Raw genomic sequence first — 20,539 nt, 5'->3', positions numbered from 1 at the left:
ATGAAGGGACTTTGCCCTTCCGGGAGATTGAAAATGCTCTCCCTCATGCTGCTGGCAGGCACAACCGCAGCACTCGCCCAGAACGCCGCCGGTGACTATACGGCAGGCACCACCGCCCTCGGTACGGTGACGACCGAAATTGCCAAGTATGTGCCCTACGTGGTGAAGCTGTGTTACGCCATCGCCGGTGTCGTGGCCATCGTGGGAGCTATCAGCGTGTACATCAAGATGAACAACGAGGAGCAGGATGTCAAGAAGTCCATCATGATGATTGTGGGCGCTTGTATTTTCCTTGTGGCGGCCGCACAGGCACTCCCGTTGTTCTTCGGCATCACCAGCTAAGCCATGTCCGGAACGAACGGCGACACCCGGCCACTGGAATACCCCATGTTCAAGGGGCTGCAACGGCCTCTTGAATTCATGGGGATTCAAGGCAGGTACATCTATTGGGCGGCAGGAGCCATCGGTGGTGCCATTGTCGGCTTCATCGTGGCTTACTGCCTTTCCGGTTTCCTTGCCGGGCTGATAGTCCTGGTGGTGACACTTTGCGGCGGCGCGGCACTTATCCTGCTCAAACAGCGGAAGGGGCTTCACAGTAAAAAGAACGACAAGGGCGTGTTCGTCTATGCCCGCTCTAAAGGATTGTAAGTAGGATTTCACTCTATAAAACAGCAGATACGAAAATGATTAAAAACCTCTATAAAACAACGAACGGATGCAAGCCTTTCTGATAATATGTATCGGGCTGCTCCTCGCCTCCTGCGGCGGGAAGGAACAGCCCAAGTCCACGGTCGCCGCCATTGAGTCGGGCGAGAAAACCCGCATGGAATGGCAAAAGAGCCGCAAGCCTGTTGAGATCCACATAGAGGCTGTGGAGGGAATAACCCCTGCATGGCCCCACTTTGGCATATATATGGACGTAAGCGCCACCACACCCGAAGAAAGGCAAGCATTTGCAGGAACGATGTTCACCCGAAAAGGTGGTGTATATGTGTCGGGAAACAGCCATGCCGTCACTAGCGACACGACGGCAACCGTCAGTGTTTGCTATCCATTCCGAAAAGGATTGGGAACAGACGACATCATCCGCTTGGCCGCTCCGTTCGATGAAAACCTTTATGGAGTGGAAACCCACCGCGTCATCGGAAACGCCATCCAACCGGCATTCAGGCTGCAAAGTTCCATGGCGCTGCTCCGCATTGTCTGTGAGAGCGACGACCTGCGTGACCGGCTGGACGACATCACTCTCATCGGGGATAACCTCTATACAGAGGGCGGCTACCAGCCTTATACGGGCAGATGGCTCGATAAAAAAGCCAATGGCAGCCTACAAGCGAAAGATGCGGATTGTCTGTTGAACAATGGCAGGAAGCATGACCTCTATTTGATTCCTACTGAAACCGCTTGCTCGGTTACAATCAACATCCGTATCAATGGAAAAGACCATGCGTTGCGCACCATGCTGCCACCCTTGACGGCAGGGAGCATGACGCACCTTTCCATCCGTAAGGGGCGTGAGGGCGTGGCTATCAATGGCAGTTGGGTGGAAACAGAGCGTAGCTTGGCGTATGAACACCGGATGATGCCGGTTGATTCCGTGCAGGTGGGCCATTACCTGCAAAAAAACGGAAAGGTACAAGCAGGACGTGACTCCCTTTCCATCGCCGTGGTCGTGGAAACAGACGGCAAGCATGGCAAGGCCGTAGCCCTGTCAGATTGCAACGGGATGTTCATATTCTCTGGTAACGACCTTTCAAGCGGCAAGCTGTATTCGACCATAGACGGAACTCGTCATGAGGGCATCATCAATCCGACTGGCGACACCCCGGAGGATGACAAGATTATCTACAAGCCCGGTATGCCCTACCCGGACGATTGCGCCTTGGGCCATGCTGACGGGGCAAGCCTTACGCAAGGACTGATTGAATCCAACAGGCAAGCCAAGCAAGGATCTCCTTTGGGCAGACAAACCATGCTGCAAGAGGCAATGCGGCATTCCGGCAGTTATGTGCCCTCACTCGGTGAATTGGCCGGGCTTTATTACTTGCTGGAATGTGACAAGTCATCCACACTGAAAGGTTTGATAGCCACCCTGCAAGGCGAATACCTCACTTGTTCCGAAAGCGGCAAGGACACCTTCTATCTGATGGACTTCTCCAATGGCATTGTAACAGGAGGATTATCCAAGCGATATGCCCAAGCGAGACTACGGCTTTTCTACTTATTCTAAAAATGCAGATGAACCCATGACACTCTATGTACTACTGACATTCACGGCTCTTTTGGCAGGCATGGCCATCTCTGTCAAAGCATTCGGCACGGGAGGCAAGCGCAAACGCATGTTCCGAGAAATTTATTTCTCCATTGAGGACGTGGAGGGCATCGGTATCCTCTACACCAAGACCGGAGAATATTCCGCCATCCTGCGCATCGAAAACCCGGTGCAGAAGTTCTCCGCCGACATCGACAGCTATTATGAGTACACCCGGTTGTTCACCGCATTGGCACAGACACTTGGCGAGGGCTATGCCCTGCACAAACAGGACATCTTCACCAGGCAGGGCTTCGAGGAAACAGGCAACGGCAGGCACGAGTTCCTGAGCGAATCCTATTTCCGCTATTTCAAGGGAAGGCAGTACACCAACAGCCGCACCTACCTGACCGTGACGCAGGAGAACCGCAAGGGCAACCTGTTCTCCTATGATGACAAGCGGTGGAAGGACTTTTTGGTAAAGATACGCAAGGTGAAAGACCAGTTGCACGATGCGGGTATCAGTACCTCGTTCTTGGGCAAGGCAGAAGCGAGTGCTTACGTTGACCATTACTTCACGATGAACTTCTCAGACAAGCCCGTGGCAATGGACAGCTTCAAGGCGGGCGAGGAATGTGTGGAGATGGGCAGCAGAAAATGCAAGGTGTTTTCCATAGTCGATGTGGACAGCACAGGATTACCCTCGCTGGTACGCCCGTTCACCAACATTGAGGTAAACAACACCGAGATGCCCGTGGACTTGGTGTCTATGATAGACAGCATACCCGACGCACGGACAGTGGTTTACAACCAGATGATTTTCATGCCAGGCCAGAAGAAAGAGCTTGCCGCACTGGAAAAGAAGAAGAACCGCCATGCCAGCATCCCCAATCCATCGAACCTGATGGCCGTGGAGGACATCAAGCGGGTGCAAGACACCGTAGCGAGGGAAAGCAAGCAACTGGTCTATATGCATTATAACCTCATGGTGTGCTGCGACAAGGGGATCGACCTGCAAAAGCCTACCAACTACTTGGAGAACTGCTTCGGGAGGCTCGGCATCCATATCAGCAAACGGGCATACAACCAACTGGAACTGTTCGTCAACTCCTTTCCTGGCAACTGCTACGGCATGAGCGTGGACTACGACCGTTTCCTGACCTTGGGCGACGCAGCAGCCTGCCTGATGTACAAGGAACGCATCCAGCACAGCGAGAACACCCCGCTGAAGATATACTATACCGACCGCCAAGGTGTGCCTGTGGCCATTGATATCACTGGTAAGGAAGGACGTAACAAGCTGACTGACAACTCCAACTTCTTTTGTTTGGGACCAAGCGGAAGCGGCAAGTCGTTCCACATGAACAGCGTGGTGCGCCAGCTGCACGAACAAAACACGGACGTAGTGATGGTAGATACGGGTAACTCCTACGAGGGCTTGTGCGAGTACTTGAACGGCAAGTACATCAGCTATACGGAGGAGAAGCCGATTACCATGAACCCTTTCCGCATCAACCGCCAAGAACTGAATGTGGAGAAGACAGGCTTCCTGAAAAATCTCGTGTTGCTGATATGGAAAGGCTCCCAGGGCACGGTCAATAAGACCGAGGACAGGCTCATCGACCAAGTAATCACCGAATACTATGACGTTTATTTCAACTGTTTTGACGGCTTCACCCCGCCCCAACGGGAAGACTTGCGCAAGAGCCTGCTGGTGGACGACCGCACCAACACCCGTGACGGCAAGGAAACGGAAGAGGAACGGATGGCCCGTATCGAAAGGGAGATTGAGGAGATAGAACTCCGCCGAAAAGAACTGAAGGTGGAGAGCCTCTCGTTCAACACGTTCTACGAATACTCCGTGCAGCGCATTCCCGACATCTGCCACGAGAATAACCTTGCGGGCATCGACCTCTCCACCTACCGCTACATGATGAAGGACTTTTACCGGGGTGGCAACCACGACAAGACGCTGAACGAGGAAATGGACGGCACCCTGTTCGATGAAACTTTCATCGTCTTCGAAATCGATGCGATAAAAGATGACCCGTTGCTTTTCCCCATCGTGACGCTGATTATCATGGACGTATTTCTGCAAAAGATGCGCCTGAAAAAGAACCGCAAAGTCCTGGTGATTGAAGAAGCATGGAAGGCCATCGCCTCGCCGCTGATGGCAGAGTATATCAAGTTCATGTACAAGACCGCCCGAAAGTTCTGGGCAAGCGTGGGCGTAGTAACGCAAGAGATACAGGACATCATCGGCAGTGAGATCGTGAAAGAGGCCATCATCAACAACTCTGATGTGGTGATGTTGCTCGACCAAAGCAAATTCCGTGAGCGGTTCGACGGCATTAAGGCGATACTCGGCCTGACCGATGTGGAGTGCAAGAAGATATTCACCATCAACCGCTTGGAAAACAAGGAGGACCGCTCGTTTTTCCGGGAGGTGTTCATCCGTCGTGGCACGGCCAGTGAAGTGTACGGCGTGGAAGAGCCGAGGGAATGCTACATGACCTATACTACCGAGCGGGCTGAAAAGGAAGCCCTCAAACTTTACAAGCGGGAATTGGGATGCAGCCACCAGGAAGCCATCGAAGCCTATTGCAGGGATTGGCAACTTTCAGGCATCGACAAGTCCTTGGCGTTCGCCCAAGAGGTTAACAAGACAGGTCGAGTGCTGCATCTGGAACGAAACCGTCGGATGACTATTTAGTAATCATCTAATAATCAACAATAAACCATCGACGTTATGGAAGCAGAAAAATTTATTCACGACTTTTGGAAGGCCAACGAAATCAGCAATTTCTCAAAAGAGGCCACCGTGTTGTTCTTCTACCTCATTTATGTGTGGGAGAACGAGAATAAGCCTGACGTGTTCTATGTGCATCCTGCCAGCCTACTGTGCAAAGTAAGGGGATTCAGCGTGAAAGGCGTGCTGGCCGCCAGTGAGGAATTGCAGGAACGTGGCTACATCACCTACAAAGCCCCAGACCAGCAATGGTGTTCCGGGCAGTATTCACTCTGTTTTGACCGTGAGGTGAAGTCCGGGAAGAGTGAAAATCCCGCCCATTCCGCAGGCAACATCATGAATGCGCAAAATGCCAAGCCGTAACCCATGAAAAAAATCCTTGTCCTGTTGCTGTGCGTGTGTGTTTCCGTCCTTTCGGCGGAAGCACAGTATGTGCGTGTCAACTACGACAAGAAGACCGTGGCGGCAATGGCGGCGGCTTACGCCACCGAAACGGCTACCGAAGCTTATTATACCGAGCAAGTAAAGGACATACTCGACAAATACAGCGCGGCGGAAGTGGCGGCGGCGGGCATATTCCTGTCGAAGTTCCTCGACCGCAAGGCTCTTACCGACCTGGGCATCTGGAGCGACGGCACGGAAAACTACTATTATCGCCGCATTTACCACCTCGTAAGTGCGAAGATAATGCCGAAGATATGGACAGTGGCAGGCCAGATGCTCCATTCCCCGCAGACTGCCCTGTATTGGGGCAGTTACCTGATGAAAGTCTGCGCCGAGGTAAAGGCCCTCTGTATGCAATTTGAATCGGTAGTGACCAACGGCACGTTGTCGTTCCGGGACGTGGTGTTCCTGGAGATTGCCCCGCAGTTTGCCCCGTTGTTCAAACTGTCGGAAAGCGGCGGCATCGACTGGAAAGCCTTTTTTGACGATTTGGGCAACATACAGCATAACTTCACCAAGGAAAACCTGAAAGCGGACATTGATAACCTATATAATATAGGTGTGGGACTGGCCAATACCGGGGCGGACAATTTCACGGATGCCATTCTGGGTGAAAGCAGTTTCGACGACTTGCTGAACGGAAAGGTAAGCGACATTGCGCGAGTGGCCGGGAATGCTTACGACCTGTACGGGCAACTGGAACATTCCATGGGCAATACGTTGCTCTCGATGGTCGGCGGGCCGGAAGGCGTTGCCAACCTCTTCCAAATAGACAACTACAACCTCACTTCGTGGATAAGCGACTACCTGAAAGAGACGGCTGGGCAATACTACACCCAACGGTGGTACATTTACCGCAGGGATGCCGGCACGGAAACCCTGTGTGACTACACCCCTCCCACGGACGATAACAGCATCCTCTATGGAGGAGAATGGACGCGCTTCAACACCACGAACTCCAATTTCTATCCCAACAGTTCGCAGACCGAGCAGATACTGAGCAACTCGGAACGGTATGCCGGATGGTCGAGGGCGCAGGTGGAACAGATGAACCAGTCAAACGACGGCTATACCTGCAGCATCAGTTATTACCGTTCAAGTTACAACATTTCCAAAGGCGGCAAGCAAATACAGAAAGCATACGCCTATAGCATACGGGTGACAAGAAGCTGGAACCAAGAGGAGGTAGTATATGAAGAAGTATTCGATTCCTACAAGATGGACTTGAATACTTTCAAGGCCGGGCTTAACGCCCGATTGTCGGAGTTCAACGACAATGAGGAAGGATACACCTATGTCATCGGCAGCGATGCCAAGCACTATTACCAGGCCACGGACGAAGCCAAGCTGCAAGGTTGCGAGAGTGTGATTGTCAGCGTGACCTGTCATGATGGGGTGACATTAGGCAGCGGAAGCACCCAATACAAGTGCCGCACCTGCGGCGGCAGCCTGAACAACCATTCCAAGGACTGCGCCATGCAGACTACTGTGTCCGGGGATGACGAACTGGACTTGTCCGGTCTGGACGAACTGGAAAACGAATACAACGCGGAAGCGGCGGTCTTGCAGTCACAGATAGATGCCTTGGAAGCCGAGAACGCCGAGTTGGTGAAGCAAATCGCCTCTGCCACGGTGGAAGAAGCGGCATCCTTGCGGCAGCAGTACAACCGCAACAAGGACGAAATTAACCGGTTGGAATCCGACCTTACCACCGTCCGGAAGAAGCAGGACGAGCTGGCGCAGGCCAAGGAGGAAGCGGCGGCGGACAATGCCGTGCCCACCGATGACTATTATCGCATCCCCGCCCTTATGCAGGAATGCAGAAACGCCTATAGCCTGACGTGGCAGGGTGACGGCTGGTGGAGCGGCTACAGCTACCTGCGGGAAGCCACAGCACCGAACATCAACGGCACCATCACCTTCAAAGCCACCCTGTCCATCGCCCGCAAGCCCAAGTATTTCCTTGGAATCAAGATACACCGTGCCATCATGCAGATAAGCTGGGAACTGACGGCGGAGTATTCGGACACGGAAGTGGTGGACATCATCGAGCTTGATCCGGCCATGAGCGAGTCGGAAAAGGCAACGTTGGTCAATGACCGACTGTCGGAGATTGCCCGGCAATACCCTTCGTGTGAAATCACCACGGAATATGTGAAGTCGGAACCGGTGGAGGAAGACACGACTACGGACACTTACCATTTGCTGTGGGCATCCGACCGGCTGGAAATCGCCCGTCAGGTGGAAGCCCGGCTGACAAACATCTTCGCCGACCTCGTTGCCTTGGAGAAGATGATGAATTACAAGCTCAGCATTATTGATGTGCTAAAGGACATTGCGCCCTTTGTCAATGATGAACGGGGACGCAGGCTTACTCTGGTGGAGGAATGCCGCCGCAGGTGGTTGCGTGGCGCGGCGAACAGCCTGTACTCGGTGGATTACAACGGGAAATACGAGGAAACAGATGATGAAAGAAGGGAGGAAAGGGAATGAACAAGACCGAGAGACATATCCGCTACATGGCTATTGTAATCATTGTCGTGGCGTTTCCACTGAAAGTGTCGGCGCAATGGAACTTCGACATCGTTTCGGTGGAAGCCTACATCAACGACCACAAGCAGCAGCGCAGCCTGTTGCTGGCCCGCTCCACCTTGGAATTGAGCAACCAACTCCTGCACGAATACAGCAGCGGGGCGGCGGTGGACTTCAAGGAACTGAACGTGGATTTGGACAAGTACACAAGGGCTTTTGATGTCATTGACATCCTCTACCAGTCGCTGCGCACCTCGTTGAACGTGTATTCCACCTACAACAGCGTGAGCGACCGAGTCGGCGACTACAAAGATTTGCTGGACGATTACTATACGAAAGTGGTGGAACGGAACAGGATGGAACTGATGGATACACTGATTATCGGCATCAGTTTGCGGTGTGTGCAGAGGATTGCAGAGGACGGTAAGCAACTCTACCGTTCGATGAGCGACCTTGTGCTGTATGCCACCGGGGCAGCGGCCTGTTCCACCTCGGACTTGCTGTTGGTACTGGAAAGCATCAACCAAGGGCTGGACAACATCGAGCGGCACTTGAACAAAGCCTATTTTGAAACTTGGCGGTACATCCAGCTGCGCATGGGCTACTGGAAGGAAAGCATCTACATAGCCAAGGACAAATCACAAATAGCGAACGAAGCTTTCCGAAGGTGGCGGGATTCAGGATTGAACCCGTATAATCGATGACAAGGTACAGATTAAACGGGGACAGAATGAGAGAAACAAGATACAAGGAACATAGAATAACGAAAGAATTGAGATGAAACGAGCGGTATATATAATAGCTATGAGTGCGGCGATATTTGGCCTTGCACCTGAGGCACTTGCCCAAAGCGTGACTTATAGCCACGACGATGCCAAGATGAACCAGATTACCGTGGCCGAAATCGGATCGGGAGGATTGACACCGGCATTTTATTACCAACTACTGCACAATTCCTACCAAAAGAGCGCGGCGGCAAAGAACAAATTGGGCTTTCGCACGGCGGCGGGTATCAACCTTTACAACCAAGTGGACGATGCAGAGGCATTGGATTCTGCCATGACCCAACGTGCCCGGATTGAGGCGTTGAACGTGACCGACCGAAGCGGCGGTGCGTTAGACGTGGCCTGGCTGGCCGAGGGCGAAAAGGTCAATGCTGCCTTGGAGAACTTCGAGCGGAACATACGGCGGATTACGGAAGCCGGGGGCAGCAGCCGTGAGCGGGAGTTTTGGGAGGATTGCTACCGGATGTACCAATGCGCGGTCAAGGCAGTGCAGGAAGCCTATATGCCCAATTCGGAGCGCAAGAAACAGTACCTCCGCATCCATGCGGACATTATCTGCAAGAATGAAACCTTAGTGCGTTACTTGGTGCGGCTGGCCAACTCGGTCAAAGTGGCGGAACTGTTGGATGCTTCGGCTACTATTGAAGACCGTCGGGCGCAGATTGCCATGTCTGCCATGAACCGTTGGCGGGAAGCCGGGTGGCGGATAATGGGGAATTAAACTGATGGTAGGGATATGAAAGATTCAATAACCAAATATATTATATACAATGAGCAAGGATAACGCGATTCAGGTGTTCAACCACCCGCAGTTCGGGAGCATCAACACCGTAGAAACGGAGAATGGGAAAGTGCTGTTCAGAGCCAATGATGTGGCAAAAGCATTAGGTTATGTGGAAACGGCCAAAGCGGTACGCACCCATTGCAAGGGGGTGTCCGTTTTGGACACCCCCTATGAGAATCAGCTTGGTACGATTGTCATGCAGCCCACCAAGTACATTTCGGAAGCGGATGTTTACCGTTTGGTGATGCGCAGCAAATTGCCCGAAGCGGAGAAGTTTCAGGACTGGGTATGCGAGGAAGTATTGCCGAGTATCCGCAAGCACGGGGGCTATCTGACCGATGCCGCCTTGCAACGGGTAGTCACTGAACCAGACTTCCTGATAGGCCTGGCCAATGCCATTAAGGAGGAGCGGAAAAACCGCCTGGAAGTGGAAGCAAAGTATGAGGAGCAGAAACAGTTAATCGGCAAGCAACAGGAGCAAATAGAGGAATTGGGCAAGCGGACAAGCTACGTGGAACTCGTGCTGCAATGCAAAGGTTTGCTCGACATCACGCAAATCGCGCAGGACTATGGGATGTCTGGGCGGAAAATGAATGCCATACTGCACGAGAAAGGCATCCAGTACAAGGACAACAAGCAATGGATTCTGTATGCAGCCTACAAGGACAAGGGGTATGTGCATAGTGCCACCCTCTCATTAGAAAGCGGAAAATCGGTGATGCGCACCCAATGGACGCAGAAAGGGAGGATGTTCATCTACGAGAAACTGAAAGCGGACGGCATACTGCCGGTAATGGAACGGGAGCAATCCCCAGTGGATAATCAAGCAACAGCATAAGGGCATGGGAGACGACATACTTTCTGATTTCGGCATCCACCTCTTGGAAGAGGAGATTGACGATGTGATATTCCAGACCAACGAGTTCCTTTGTGATGCCACGTTTACAGGCACCCAAGGGCCATTTTGGTGGTTACTGGTGGTTAGCGCATTTCTGCACTTCCTTTTGTTTACAACTTTATGTAAATCAGCTACTTGCAAAATTTTGTTCCATGAGAAAAATCCCAGACGGGACAAAAACGGGACAAAACCACAGGAAAATAAAATCAAGAACGCATCAAGCCCGACATCCCTTGTCTTGGACTTCTCTTTTCTCTGCAAAGGTACGATTTTGTCCCGTGAAAAACAAGCAAAATCCTATAAATATGTTGTCAATCAACCATTTATATCACATGGGCATTTTCGGGAAGATACTGCAAGTGCCTCATGCACAGACTCGTGTTGCTTATTCCAAAGGTTTGTTAAAATCCGTTTTATGCCATTTGTACACTAAGGCATTTCCGCCGATGCATATTGTCTTGGACAAATGTACAACCTTTCTGCCATTATCCGAAATGCTGGATGTGTGTTCAATCAATTTATTAGTAAAAAATGCCACATGGCACAATGACCGGACAAAGCGACATGTTTTGCGTTGTACAATGTAATAAAATCGTTGATTTCCAATATGATAAATGTTTATAAATCATATATTGAATTACGGATTTTACAAATCAAACCATATACATTTGCGGCCAAATTCGATTAACAAACCAATAATATACAACAGCATTATGACTGAAAACAGAACATCGAAAATGAATCTCGAACAGGAGCGCAAAATTGCTGAGCTTCAGGAACGGGTAAACAGACTGGAAAACCTTTGCTATGCGGCCAAGGAAGTGTTGAACTTGGAGGAAGCGGCGAACTTTCTCGGTATGGCCAAAAGTACCCTGTACAAGATGACGCACTTGAACCAGTTGCCGTACTTCAAGCCTGCCGGGAAACTCATCTTCTTTGAGAAGCAAAAACTGATTGATTGGGTGCGTGGCGCAAAATCAAAATCCGTTGACGAAATCAAGGAGGAAGCTGCCGCCAAGATTCAGGAAATGAACGAAAGACAATAACCTTTTTTATTCACATCAAAAACAAATTGTATTATGGAACTGAACAAGAGCATGGAACAGGCCGGAGCAGCTTCGGCTGTTTTGACCGAAAAGAAGAATGAGAGCCGCAAACGTGAGGTAAGCGGCAAGGACGTACAAGCTATCCGCACATTCTTGGAGAGTGTGGGCATCTACGAAGCGGACGCACTGCGTGTGAGCATAACCATCGCTGACGGCAAGGCTACGGCAGAGAGCATTTCAGCGGACGACCGCCTTGCGCTCAACCGCTATCTCAACAGCGGTACGGAAAACGAACGGCTGACAGCGGACAATGCGCAGGAACATCGGTTGAACCGTGTGTTCGGATTGCTGGAGCGTGTGACGGAGTTTTGCGACAAGCGGCAGTTGGTGACGGTCAACAAGGCGTTGCTTTCCATTGCGGTGAATGGCACGGACATCAGCCGTGCCGTGTCGAGCCTTGACAAGCGGCCTGCACCCGGACAACCGTTTTCGGGCAGCACTAACGGCAACGGAACAAACAAGTGACCGTATGCAAAAGGTGTAAAGGTGTATGCTCCGTGGTAACGCAGCTTCTTTTCTTCCCTTATTTCGGGACAGGACTTATTGACTGGTTGATGTATGTTTTTCGGCAATACCTTTCCGCTTATGCAACATCTGGAATGTGAAACCGTGCAGGGTACAACAAAATACAAGTCGGCGTTTCCATGCCTATACCTGCACGGCTTCATTCCATTTAAACAACAGTAATATCACATTTATAAAGTCAAAGATTTTATGGACAAGGAAACATACAAGTTCATGTACCCTACAGGGATTGCATCATTCTCTTTCCGGTTTTCCGACCATGCAATGCAATGGCTGTGCGGAACAACGACCGATGACAACGGCAGGGAAACAGGCAACTTCACATTGTTTGGCGACCTGTTGGCAAGAATGGCATTAACGGACGGTGCAGCCAAAGGCTTTCACAGACCGCTCATGCTTTCCGCAGGTCAGGCGCAGTATTCCGAAGAACAGCTTTCTTCGCAGTGGAACATGGGCAGGAAACGCATACGCAACCTGCTTGCCACGCTTACGGACATGGGGCTTATCGACACCTGCCGTTCAAGGGTGGCATCCGTGATGACCTTTCCGTGCCTACTGCAATGGAAAACAGCGGACGGCTGTATTACATCAAACCCTTTTATCCACGAACAAAGGGAAGAATAAGAGCCGTCAGAAGCCGAGCAGACAATGGTATAGTACAAACAAACACTTTCCGTTGTTCCATTCTCCGGCACTCCACTGGCACCAGTCTGTTTTGGCTATGGCAATCGGACGGGTAGAATGACATGGAGCGGTAGCGTTCAGTTTCGAGGTATGCCGAGGTATTACCGCCTTCGGACGGTATTACCCCGACGCCCTCGCAACAGTCCGACAGACAGTTGTCCTTGCCGCTCGCAGGCTCGCAGCTTCCCTCTTTTAGAAACCGTTTTACGACTATTTTAAGTAATAGGTATATGACACACGAAGAAGATATTTCTGCACAGGAACAGGAGCAAAAGAAGCCCGTTATAAGGCGTGACAGGGTGGTTGTCACCAAGGTCACGGAACTGGAACTTTCGCAAATCAAAGACACCGCCGACAGGTGCGGCATGACACGCAGCGACTTCATCCGGGCAAGGGCACTCGGCTACAAACCACGGCAAAGGCTTTCCAACAGGGAACTGGACGGTTTGCGGCAGCTTGCGGCTTGCCGCACGGACATGGTGAATTTCGCCAATGCCCTGCACGGGTTAAGCGACAACGAGAAGCTACGCCTGTTCCGACAGCAGCCGAAAATGCTTGACTGGTACGAGAAAGTGGCTCATGTCACGAACCGTGTCGCCGACTTTTTGCAGTCCGCACAGACGGCGAACAGCTATCAGGCAGGAACAACAAGCCAAGAAACAAAGGAGGATGTCGCATGATAGCCAACGCGAAAGCCGTAGCCCACGGCATAAGGGCGATGCTCTATGTGTCGGGGGAATCGAGGAACAAGAAGCATCCCGAAAAGATAACGCGCATCTGCGACAACTTCATGCCGCAGGGCATGGACGCTACTGGTATCTGGACGGAAATGAAGTTCGCCACCATGAATCACCCAAATATCAAGAACAATGTCATCCGTATGGAGATAAGTCCGGCAATGGAGCATACAGTGGATTTCACGTTGGATGACTGGCGGCAACTGTGGAATGACTTTGCGGTAGCTTTCGATGAACAGGAAATACACGACAAGGACGGCAAGGTTGTTTCCTCACGGACAAACATATCACACAGCAAGTCCTCCGTATGGCTGCACGAGGAATCCAAGAGCGGCATACCGCACCTCCATGCCATCGTCTGCCGTGTGGACGAGGACGGGAACATCAACAACGACCACGCTATCCACCTTCGCGCACAACGGGCGGCTGAAAAGGTTGCACGGCAAAGGGGTTGGACTACCGCCATGCGCATACACGAGAGTAACATCCCCCAAGTCAGCGACGACTGCATGGAAGCCTTGCGCGAGCTTGACAAGTGGTCATGGGATGGTTACAAGGAACTGCTTGCCGCCAAAGGTTACGAAATGTACCTGCGCAAGGACAAAAAGGACATTATACGTGGCTATGTGCTTATCAGGGGCAACACAAGGTTCAAGGCATCGGAACTCGGAAAGGGGCGCAACTTGACGGCATCACGCATCAGGCAGACATGGGAGAAACTGCATCTTGAACAGGATAAACAAAAGGCCAAACAAGCAGGTGCAACATCCAAACCGACCGCCATACCTACGCCGAAACCATCTGTTTCCAATGCTGCAATGCAAAAGCAACAGCCCCTTATACGGCAGAGCAACCTTGTTTACGAAAACTACACGGAGTATAAATCAAACCGCTTGCCCACGGAATTTGAGCATGACGGAAAGACCAACAAACGCTATCTGCCCGACAAGGTGATTGACTTCTTCAATGATGAGTTCGACTACCAAGAACTTGCCAACTGGCAGGACTTGCAGAACTTGGCGATGGCCTATTTTACACTGATCACTTCTCCTTACGGAGAGGTTTCAAGTGGCGGTGGAGGCGGCTCGCAGTCCGACCTCAAATGGGGGCGCGACCCGGAGGAAGACGAGGTTGAATTTGCCCGCCGTTGTGCGCGTGAGGCTTCGCACAGGCTCGGCATACAGAAGAAATCAGGAATGAAACGCAAATGACAAACCAAATAAACAATAACGGATATGAAACAACCCGATACTGCCGCACTGCGTGAGCGGCTTGCCAATTATACACCCGAAGAGGAACTGAAACAGGACTTGCAGGAGCTTGACGGACTGTTACAGGAAGTCAACAGCCAAATGGTTGAACTTCGCAATCTGCTGAAAGAAATCAATGCCTTGAAAGAAGAACTGCACGGCATACACGGCAGTTTAAAGCACACCGCCCAACGGGAACGGGCGGCTTTCAAGGCTCTGGAAGCGGCCAAGGTAAGCGCCGACAACATAGTGGGCAGCATCAGCAACGCCATTGTCAAGGCAGAACGGAATACCGTCATTCGAGCCAAAGTTGATGTCGATGAACTGGAGAAAGTGCATCATTGCACAGTACAACTCATCAAGGCTGAAGAGGAACTATTGGAAAAGCACAGAAACAAAATGGCCAAACGGCTCCAAAGCAATGAAGGCATTTGGCTTTCCAACCATTGGCTTATATTTGTGGTGATAGTTTTGACTGTCAGTTATCTTGCCGTAATCTTATGGGCTACTATATAGAAGTAAAATATGCTTATCATAGATGTTTTGTTCATTCAATTTTGCATATTGATAAGATGAATTGCAACAAAATAGTTTAAGCCACTGAATATAATGGAAATCCAAAAGAAAGAGCTGAAAATATATTACCCCTATTTTAACATCTACCTTTCTCTTTGAGCTTAGAAAGTTCATTCAGCAAATAGTCAACATACTTTTGTGGCATTCCAATGTCAGCCAAACCTGTGATTGCTTTTGCTTGAACTATGCTCATATCATTAGCGTAATAATTATTAATGAATTCATATAAGCGTCCTAATAAAACTATGGCAGCTCCATATACAGGTTCAAAATCAATGACATCAGGTTCAAATGCAATATTACTGGTACTTAGGCCATGTACAAACTCTCCAAGAAAAGAGAAAAAGCCGGAATCACACTTCAAATGCAGCAAGTCGTACATCTCATTCCAAGTATATTTGTTTTTTTGAATATTTGAAGAGCCTAATGTTTTGTACTTCCAATTGCATTTCTCCATTAGTTTCTCAATAACAGCAGCACTACCACCATATAAGGATAATACTCGAATTTTTGCTTGACAATGTTGTTTTGCTTCCGTATAATGGGTTTTGCTGGCTACTACTTGCTGCTTCAGAACATCAAACTCATCCTTGCTTATGCTATTGTCATAAAACATATTCTCAGGTAGATATTTGAGCCTATTATCGATACCATCCATGACATATAAATAATGTCGTAGTACCATTGATTCTCCATCTTCCTGATAAATAAGGTATAAAGAAGCCATTGTGTCTGCCAATGTTCTTACAATGGCGTTTGCAACTACATAATCCCGATTTTGCTCTATAATGGTGTAAAGCGTACTCGCAGATTTAAGTATGCGAGATGCTATTTGAAGTGGGTAGGCTTTCAAGTCATCTATTGACTCAGATGTATGGATTTTTTTCAGATGAAAGACCTCATGCTTGATAAGGATGAAAACAACCCTATAACTCTCCTCATATGTTAAGTTTGCCCTTGCAAATTCAGGAATCGAAATGTGCGCTTTGCTATTTGGCTTTCCTTCCCCAGCCTTCATAATATCATCTTCTGTCATATTGTTCCTTTGGTTTTCTGGTAATCGGTTATGACACTTTCTCTGTTTTTTAATCTTTTAGTATTCCGCTTTTATCAATAAACCTACGAATTGATTTTAATTGCATCTGCATAGTCTATGCAAAGTTCATTTGCCAAAGTCATATTTAACTTTGAGAACTTTCCTGTTGTAACAAGTAAAACCTCAATAGCATAATCCGCTCCCTCTATAGTTCTTTGGGCTTCCATAATGGCGTAGTATTTTACGCATTGAAAGATTCCCCGATTAATTTCTTGTTCAGGCGAAATATTTGGCTTAACTTCTATACAAACATGTGTTCCATCCGATAGTTCAAGATATACATCTAATCTGTCTCCTGAAGGCAAAACGTATTCATTGCTTGAATATATCACCTCTTTATAGCCAAGGCATTCCGGATGTTGGCAGATATATTCTTTTAATTCTTTGTGTTCTCTACCTTCTCCACCAAAATCAAGATGAGGATTTTTAATGCTCTCCAAATCCTCATCGGAAAAAGGCTTATATTCATCAAGTTCCAACTTGCGTAACACCCAATTCCAGTGTGGATAGTTGACGGCTTTGCTGTCTAACCCTTCAACAAAAATACGTTTACCATCCCCAAGTTCGTTGTACTTCGGTTCAATAAATTCAAACCCTTCTGATGGCAAATTAGTTTTTGCATTCTTACAAAGAGAGTTTAGAGTTGGGATGTCGCAATCTTCTTGTTTTGCCAATGCATTCAACACACTTTGTACGGCATATAACGCATGGCCAATACCTGAAAATCTCTCCTTTCCAATAGCAGAAATCAAGTCTCCATATGTATGTTCTTTTTGTCCTGTTTTAGCCCAATATACAAGGACGGGTAACATCAATTTGACATTACGCCTTGTTGCTTCTGTAGAAATTGTTTTGTCTATTATGCTCATAACTTATATATAACAGATGTCCATTTAGTCATTTACTTATACAGACTTTAAGGGTGTAAAACTGTTTGAAACGTTAATTTCTTCCCAAATTTTGTTTCGTACAATCATTACGCCACCTCCTTATACCTTGTATAGACATACTCATAGATTTTCTGGCGATACTCCGTTATACTGTTTTCATCATAGCATTCCGGTAATTCAGCCCATAAAGTGTCGCGAATCAGATTGTCTATCGCAGCCTTGGTTTCTTGCTTGTCTGTCCAATGGTCAAACTCGGCAATCTTATCCTTGATTTTCTTAAGCAGATTGACTGACACCTTTTTGATACTTTCGATGTCCTTCTTACTAAGGTTGTCAGAGAACAGCAAATCGTAAACAGAAAGTTCTTCGTCACTTTCAAAACCTTCGCGCACATAGCGTTTTTGTTCTTGGTCAAGGCTTTGCGACAATGCCATCAGTTCCATGAATGTCTTTTCTATGCTGGCACGGTCTTGCTCACTGTTATAACTGTTTATGATTTCCGTGTATTTCTCATAAAAGTTGATGCGCGTGGGATTGTTGTTGAGCATTCGCTCAATCCTTTGCTTGACAAGGTCTTCCAAATCATTCAAAACCAATCTTGGTGCTTTGGTCTTGGCAAACTCCTTGCGCAATAAGTCAAAATCAATTTTGCTGATGTCAAATTGTTTAGCAGGCTTATTCTCATCGCTCGGTACTACCTGCACATAGTCGTTTACTATCTTGTTAAGTTCCACCATTAAGTCGGTGTTGTCGGCGTGTTTGATTTTCTTGTTCAACTCTCCGCTTATAGCTATGATGGCATTCTTCTTCCTCAGCGTGAGGTCGTCCATTTCTTCGCGGTTGACATATTTGAACATGTTGGCCAATTCGCTTGCGTATGTTTTAAAGGTCTTTCTGCTCTCGTTAGTTTCACAAACAGCATTGGCTGCTTCGCGCACCAAAGCCAACTTATCAAAGCCTGTGGCATCCATTAATTTATGGAGTTCAAAGCCACATTGGGAAAGGAACTCAGTCGCTAAGCTGATTGCCTTTTCGATACGTTTTATCAATTCCTCCTTGTCTACCGTAGGTGAACTGCCACCCGTGCCGTTCTTCTGCATGGTATAGTCAGCCAAGGCCTTGCGTAGTGCCTTTACAACGCCTATATAGTCGATAATCAATCCATTGCTTTTCCCTTCCGCCTTTCGGTTTGCCCGGGCTATGGTCTGCATTAGCGTGTGTGCTTTCAAAGGCTTGTCGAGATACAGGCAAGACAAGGTTTTCACGTCAAACCCCGTCAGCCACATGGCACAGACGAACACCACTCGGAACGGGCTGTCTGCCTGTTTGAACTCTTTGTCAAGTTGGCGTTTTTCCATTTTCTTGCGATGTGGTTCTATATCCAGTCCCCACTTCCTGAATGTCTGCATCTCGTTCTGCTCTTGGCTCACCACCACGCACATTTCCGTTTCGCGCAACCACTTTAACTTTCGGTCAAGTTCCAATGCCTCTTGTTGAGTGGCGTGTTTGCGCTTTTCTTCGGTCTCAGCAATTACTTGCGTCCAATACTTTTGAGCAAGGTTGTACATTCTCACACAGGTCACTTTGTTGATGCAGACGAACATTGCCTTGCCGCTTGTCCAAAGGTCTGTGTAATGGTAAACAAAATCCCTCGCCACCTTGTCAAGGCGGTCTTCTGCCGTAAGCAGGTGTATCTCTTTGGCAAATTCCTTTTCGAGTTTTGCCTCTTGGGTCGGGTCAAGATCGGCCTTTTCTATGGCTTCGGCTATACGTTGGTTCAGTTCGGCATTGTCCTTATCCATCATCGGTATGTTCAACCTTTCACCCCTGTTCTCATAGAACAAAGGCACGGTTGCGCCATCGTCCACAGCCCGTTTGAAGTCATAAATGGAGATATAGCCGCCGAATGTCCGCTCGGTAATGTTGTCATTGGCCAGCAACGGTGTACCCGTAAAACCTATGCGCGAACAAGTAGGCAGCAAGCGGCGCATGTTCTCTGCGTAATACCCGTATTGGCTGCGATGGGCTTCGTCCGACATGACAAGAATGTCATAATCGGGATAGAGAGGCCCTGCATCGGGCTTGTTGAATTTCTGTATCAGAGTGAATATGAAGCTGGGATTGTCTTTAAGCATGGCTATCAGTCTTTCGCCGCTTGTAGCTATGTACTTCTTGGCCTCAGTAGAACCAAGCAATCCACAACCTTCAAACGTGCCGCTGATCTGTTCGTTCAATTCATCGCGGTCGGTCAGCACAACGATGGTAGGCGAGCCTGCGAAGCGGCGACGTATCTTTTGGGCAAGAAACAGCATTGAATAGCTTTTTCCGCTGCCCTGCGTATGCCAAAACACACCCAGCTTGCCGTTACGGAGTTTTCGCTCAGCATAAGCCTTGACTGCTTCATTCACGCCGAGATATTGGTGGTTTCGAGCAAGTATCTTTGCCGTCTTACCATCGGAATGGTCGTAAAGAATGAAATTCTCCAGCAAGTCTATAAAGTTTTCTTTCCGACAGATGCCGCGCAACATAGTTTCAAGTTCCACACTGCCCTCGTCTTCTTCTTTCAGACGTTTCCATTCGTGGAAGAACTCCCACGGACTGCCCAATGTGCCGACCTTTGCTTCAAGACCGTTTGACAGCATAACAATGGCGTTGTAGTAGAACAGTTGCGGTATAGTGTCGAGATAGTCACGGTAGTTATCATTGTAAGCATTTTCCACTTCCACGGTGTTCTTCTTCAATTCAATGAACAGCAGAGGCAGGCCGTTGACATAGCCCACGATGTCTGTACGACGGCGGTACAGTTCGCCGTGTATCTTCATTTCTTTAATGGCAAGGAAATGGTTTTCCGCGGGTTCACCAAAGTTGATGAGCATAGCTTTGCGCGTATCGGGTTCACCCTTGGCGTTTTTCACGGCAATGTCAATCCCATCACGTATCAGTCGGTACTTCTCCTCGTTTACCTGCATGAGAGATGCCGTTGAAATCCGTGTTTCAAGTGTGCTGATGGCTTGCTCCACCTGCGTGTCGTTCATCCACGGATTCAGTTTCCGCAAGGCTTGGCGCACATAGCGTTTCAGCAAAACTTCACGATAGTTTTTGCGCCCGAATGTTCCGTTTTCGCCAAGCATTTCTTGATTGTAGGCCGTTACCACATCCCAGCCTAATTCATCATGCAGCAACTGACCTGCGCTTTCTTGCACTAATATGTTTTCAGAATACTCGTTCATGG

At 49.0% G+C, this 20,539-nt stretch carries 19 protein-coding genes; 16 read left to right on the top strand and 3 right to left on the bottom strand.

What is annotated here, in order from left to right; translation table 11 throughout:
• The 16 genes from C233_RS0102340 (at position 1) to C233_RS0102265 (ending at position 15,261) form a co-directional block, all read left to right on the top strand.
• A complete protein-coding gene (locus C233_RS0102340; RefSeq protein WP_013619308.1) occupies positions 1–342 on the top strand; it encodes a DUF4134 domain-containing protein in 342 nt (113 codons plus the stop codon).
• 3 nt (positions 343–345) lie between these two features.
• Positions 346–648 carry a DUF4133 domain-containing protein gene (locus C233_RS0102335; RefSeq protein ID WP_018665875.1) on the top strand — a complete coding sequence of 101 codons (303 nt, stop codon included), beginning with the start codon at positions 346–348 and terminating at the stop codon, positions 646–648.
• A gap of 67 nt (positions 649–715) precedes the next feature.
• A complete protein-coding gene (locus tag C233_RS0102330; RefSeq protein ID WP_018665874.1) occupies positions 716–2,230 on the top strand; it encodes a hypothetical protein in 1,515 nt (504 codons plus the stop codon).
• A 16-nt stretch (positions 2,231–2,246) separates the two neighbouring features.
• A complete protein-coding gene (locus tag C233_RS0102325; protein WP_018665873.1) occupies positions 2,247–4,964 on the top strand; it encodes a TraG/VirB4 family ATPase in 2,718 nt (905 codons plus the stop codon).
• A 36-nt stretch (positions 4,965–5,000) separates the two neighbouring features.
• A complete protein-coding gene (locus C233_RS0102320; RefSeq protein WP_018665872.1) occupies positions 5,001–5,363 on the top strand; it encodes a hypothetical protein in 363 nt (120 codons plus the stop codon).
• 3 nt (positions 5,364–5,366) lie between these two features.
• Positions 5,367–7,937, top strand: coding sequence for a hypothetical protein (locus C233_RS0102315; protein ID WP_018665871.1), 2,571 nt, complete (start codon positions 5,367–5,369; stop codon positions 7,935–7,937).
• Positions 7,934–8,680 carry a hypothetical protein gene (locus C233_RS0102310; protein ID WP_018665870.1) on the top strand — a complete coding sequence of 249 codons (747 nt, stop codon included), beginning with the start codon at positions 7,934–7,936 and terminating at the stop codon, positions 8,678–8,680. Before C233_RS0102315 ends, C233_RS0102310 begins: the two co-directional genes overlap by 4 nt.
• Before the next feature lie 73 nt (positions 8,681–8,753).
• Positions 8,754–9,482 (top strand): DUF5045 domain-containing protein, encoded by a 729-nt coding sequence (locus tag C233_RS0102305; protein ID WP_018665869.1) that lies wholly within the window; start codon positions 8,754–8,756, stop codon positions 9,480–9,482.
• Positions 9,483–9,531: 49 nt separating this feature from the next.
• Positions 9,532–10,383 carry a phage antirepressor gene (locus C233_RS0102300; protein WP_018665868.1) on the top strand — a complete coding sequence of 284 codons (852 nt, stop codon included), beginning with the start codon at positions 9,532–9,534 and terminating at the stop codon, positions 10,381–10,383.
• A 4-nt stretch (positions 10,384–10,387) separates the two neighbouring features.
• A complete protein-coding gene (locus tag C233_RS22175; RefSeq protein ID WP_018665867.1) occupies positions 10,388–10,876 on the top strand; it encodes a hypothetical protein in 489 nt (162 codons plus the stop codon).
• Positions 10,877–11,156: 280 nt separating this feature from the next.
• Entirely contained in the window at positions 11,157–11,489 is a 333-nt protein-coding gene (locus C233_RS0102290) for a helix-turn-helix domain-containing protein (RefSeq protein ID WP_025068585.1), read from the top strand.
• Between the two features lie 33 nt (positions 11,490–11,522).
• A complete protein-coding gene (locus C233_RS0102285) occupies positions 11,523–12,014 on the top strand; it encodes a hypothetical protein (protein WP_018665865.1) in 492 nt (163 codons plus the stop codon).
• A 249-nt stretch (positions 12,015–12,263) separates the two neighbouring features.
• Positions 12,264–12,698 (top strand): hypothetical protein, encoded by a 435-nt coding sequence (locus C233_RS0102280; RefSeq protein WP_018665864.1) that lies wholly within the window; start codon positions 12,264–12,266, stop codon positions 12,696–12,698.
• 290 nt (positions 12,699–12,988) lie between these two features.
• On the top strand, positions 12,989–13,438 hold the full coding sequence (locus tag C233_RS0102275) for a plasmid mobilization protein (RefSeq protein ID WP_018665863.1): 450 nt from the start codon (positions 12,989–12,991) through the stop codon (positions 13,436–13,438).
• Positions 13,435–14,706 carry a hypothetical protein gene (locus C233_RS0102270; RefSeq protein ID WP_018665862.1) on the top strand — a complete coding sequence of 424 codons (1,272 nt, stop codon included), beginning with the start codon at positions 13,435–13,437 and terminating at the stop codon, positions 14,704–14,706. Before C233_RS0102275 ends, C233_RS0102270 begins: the two co-directional genes overlap by 4 nt.
• Positions 14,707–14,730: 24 nt before the next feature.
• Positions 14,731–15,261 carry a hypothetical protein gene (locus C233_RS0102265; protein WP_018665861.1) on the top strand — a complete coding sequence of 177 codons (531 nt, stop codon included), beginning with the start codon at positions 14,731–14,733 and terminating at the stop codon, positions 15,259–15,261.
• 136 nt (positions 15,262–15,397) lie between these two features.
• On the opposite strand, the gene C233_RS22170 is transcribed toward C233_RS0102265, so the two are convergent.
• The 3 genes from C233_RS22170 to C233_RS0102250 all read right to left on the bottom strand — a co-directional run bounded on the left by C233_RS22170 (position 15,398) and on the right by C233_RS0102250 (position 20,537).
• Positions 15,398–16,357, bottom strand: coding sequence for a hypothetical protein (locus C233_RS22170; protein ID WP_018665860.1), 960 nt, complete (start codon positions 16,355–16,357; stop codon positions 15,398–15,400).
• Between the two features lie 83 nt (positions 16,358–16,440).
• The gene (locus C233_RS22165; RefSeq protein ID WP_018665859.1) at positions 16,441–17,286 is read right to left on the bottom strand and encodes a hypothetical protein; all 846 of its coding nucleotides are present in this window, start codon (positions 17,284–17,286) and stop codon (positions 16,441–16,443) included.
• A gap of 107 nt (positions 17,287–17,393) precedes the next feature.
• On the bottom strand, positions 17,394–20,537 hold the full coding sequence (locus tag C233_RS0102250; protein ID WP_018665858.1) for a type I restriction endonuclease subunit R: 3,144 nt from the start codon (positions 20,535–20,537) through the stop codon (positions 17,394–17,396).
• Positions 20,538–20,539: the final 2 nt, after the last annotated feature.

Origin of the sequence: Bacteroides gallinarum DSM 18171 = JCM 13658 (assembly GCF_000374365.1) — a bacterium.
GTDB lineage: Bacteria > Bacteroidota > Bacteroidia > Bacteroidales > Bacteroidaceae > Bacteroides > Bacteroides gallinarum.
This window is presented reverse-complemented; position numbering and strand designations above follow the sequence as displayed.

Excerpts from the sequence above, each read along its gene's own strand:
- C233_RS0102340 (WP_013619308.1), top strand. The coding sequence starts at position 1 with ATGAAGGGACTTTGCCCTTCCGGGAGATTGAAAATGCTCTCCCTCATG.
- C233_RS0102335 (WP_018665875.1), top strand. The coding sequence starts at position 346 with ATGTCCGGAACGAACGGCGACACCCGGCCACTGGAATACCCCATGTTC.
- C233_RS0102330 (WP_018665874.1), top strand. The coding sequence starts at position 716 with ATGCAAGCCTTTCTGATAATATGTATCGGGCTGCTCCTCGCCTCCTGC.
- C233_RS0102325 (WP_018665873.1), top strand. The coding sequence starts at position 2,247 with ATGACACTCTATGTACTACTGACATTCACGGCTCTTTTGGCAGGCATG.
- C233_RS0102320 (WP_018665872.1), top strand. The coding sequence starts at position 5,001 with ATGGAAGCAGAAAAATTTATTCACGACTTTTGGAAGGCCAACGAAATC.
- C233_RS0102315 (WP_018665871.1), top strand. The coding sequence starts at position 5,367 with ATGAAAAAAATCCTTGTCCTGTTGCTGTGCGTGTGTGTTTCCGTCCTT.
- C233_RS0102310 (WP_018665870.1), top strand. The coding sequence starts at position 7,934 with ATGAACAAGACCGAGAGACATATCCGCTACATGGCTATTGTAATCATT.
- C233_RS0102305 (WP_018665869.1), top strand. The coding sequence starts at position 8,754 with ATGAAACGAGCGGTATATATAATAGCTATGAGTGCGGCGATATTTGGC.
- C233_RS0102300 (WP_018665868.1), top strand. The coding sequence starts at position 9,532 with ATGAGCAAGGATAACGCGATTCAGGTGTTCAACCACCCGCAGTTCGGG.
- C233_RS22175 (WP_018665867.1), top strand. The coding sequence starts at position 10,388 with ATGGGAGACGACATACTTTCTGATTTCGGCATCCACCTCTTGGAAGAG.
- C233_RS0102290 (WP_025068585.1), top strand. The coding sequence starts at position 11,157 with ATGACTGAAAACAGAACATCGAAAATGAATCTCGAACAGGAGCGCAAA.
- C233_RS0102285 (WP_018665865.1), top strand. The coding sequence starts at position 11,523 with ATGGAACTGAACAAGAGCATGGAACAGGCCGGAGCAGCTTCGGCTGTT.
- C233_RS0102280 (WP_018665864.1), top strand. The coding sequence starts at position 12,264 with ATGGACAAGGAAACATACAAGTTCATGTACCCTACAGGGATTGCATCA.
- C233_RS0102275 (WP_018665863.1), top strand. The coding sequence starts at position 12,989 with ATGACACACGAAGAAGATATTTCTGCACAGGAACAGGAGCAAAAGAAG.
- C233_RS0102270 (WP_018665862.1), top strand. The coding sequence starts at position 13,435 with ATGATAGCCAACGCGAAAGCCGTAGCCCACGGCATAAGGGCGATGCTC.
- C233_RS0102265 (WP_018665861.1), top strand. The coding sequence starts at position 14,731 with ATGAAACAACCCGATACTGCCGCACTGCGTGAGCGGCTTGCCAATTAT.
- C233_RS22170 (WP_018665860.1), bottom strand. The coding sequence starts at position 16,357 with ATGACAGAAGATGATATTATGAAGGCTGGGGAAGGAAAGCCAAATAGC.
- C233_RS22165 (WP_018665859.1), bottom strand. The coding sequence starts at position 17,286 with ATGAGCATAATAGACAAAACAATTTCTACAGAAGCAACAAGGCGTAAT.
- C233_RS0102250 (WP_018665858.1), bottom strand. The coding sequence starts at position 20,537 with ATGAACGAGTATTCTGAAAACATATTAGTGCAAGAAAGCGCAGGTCAG.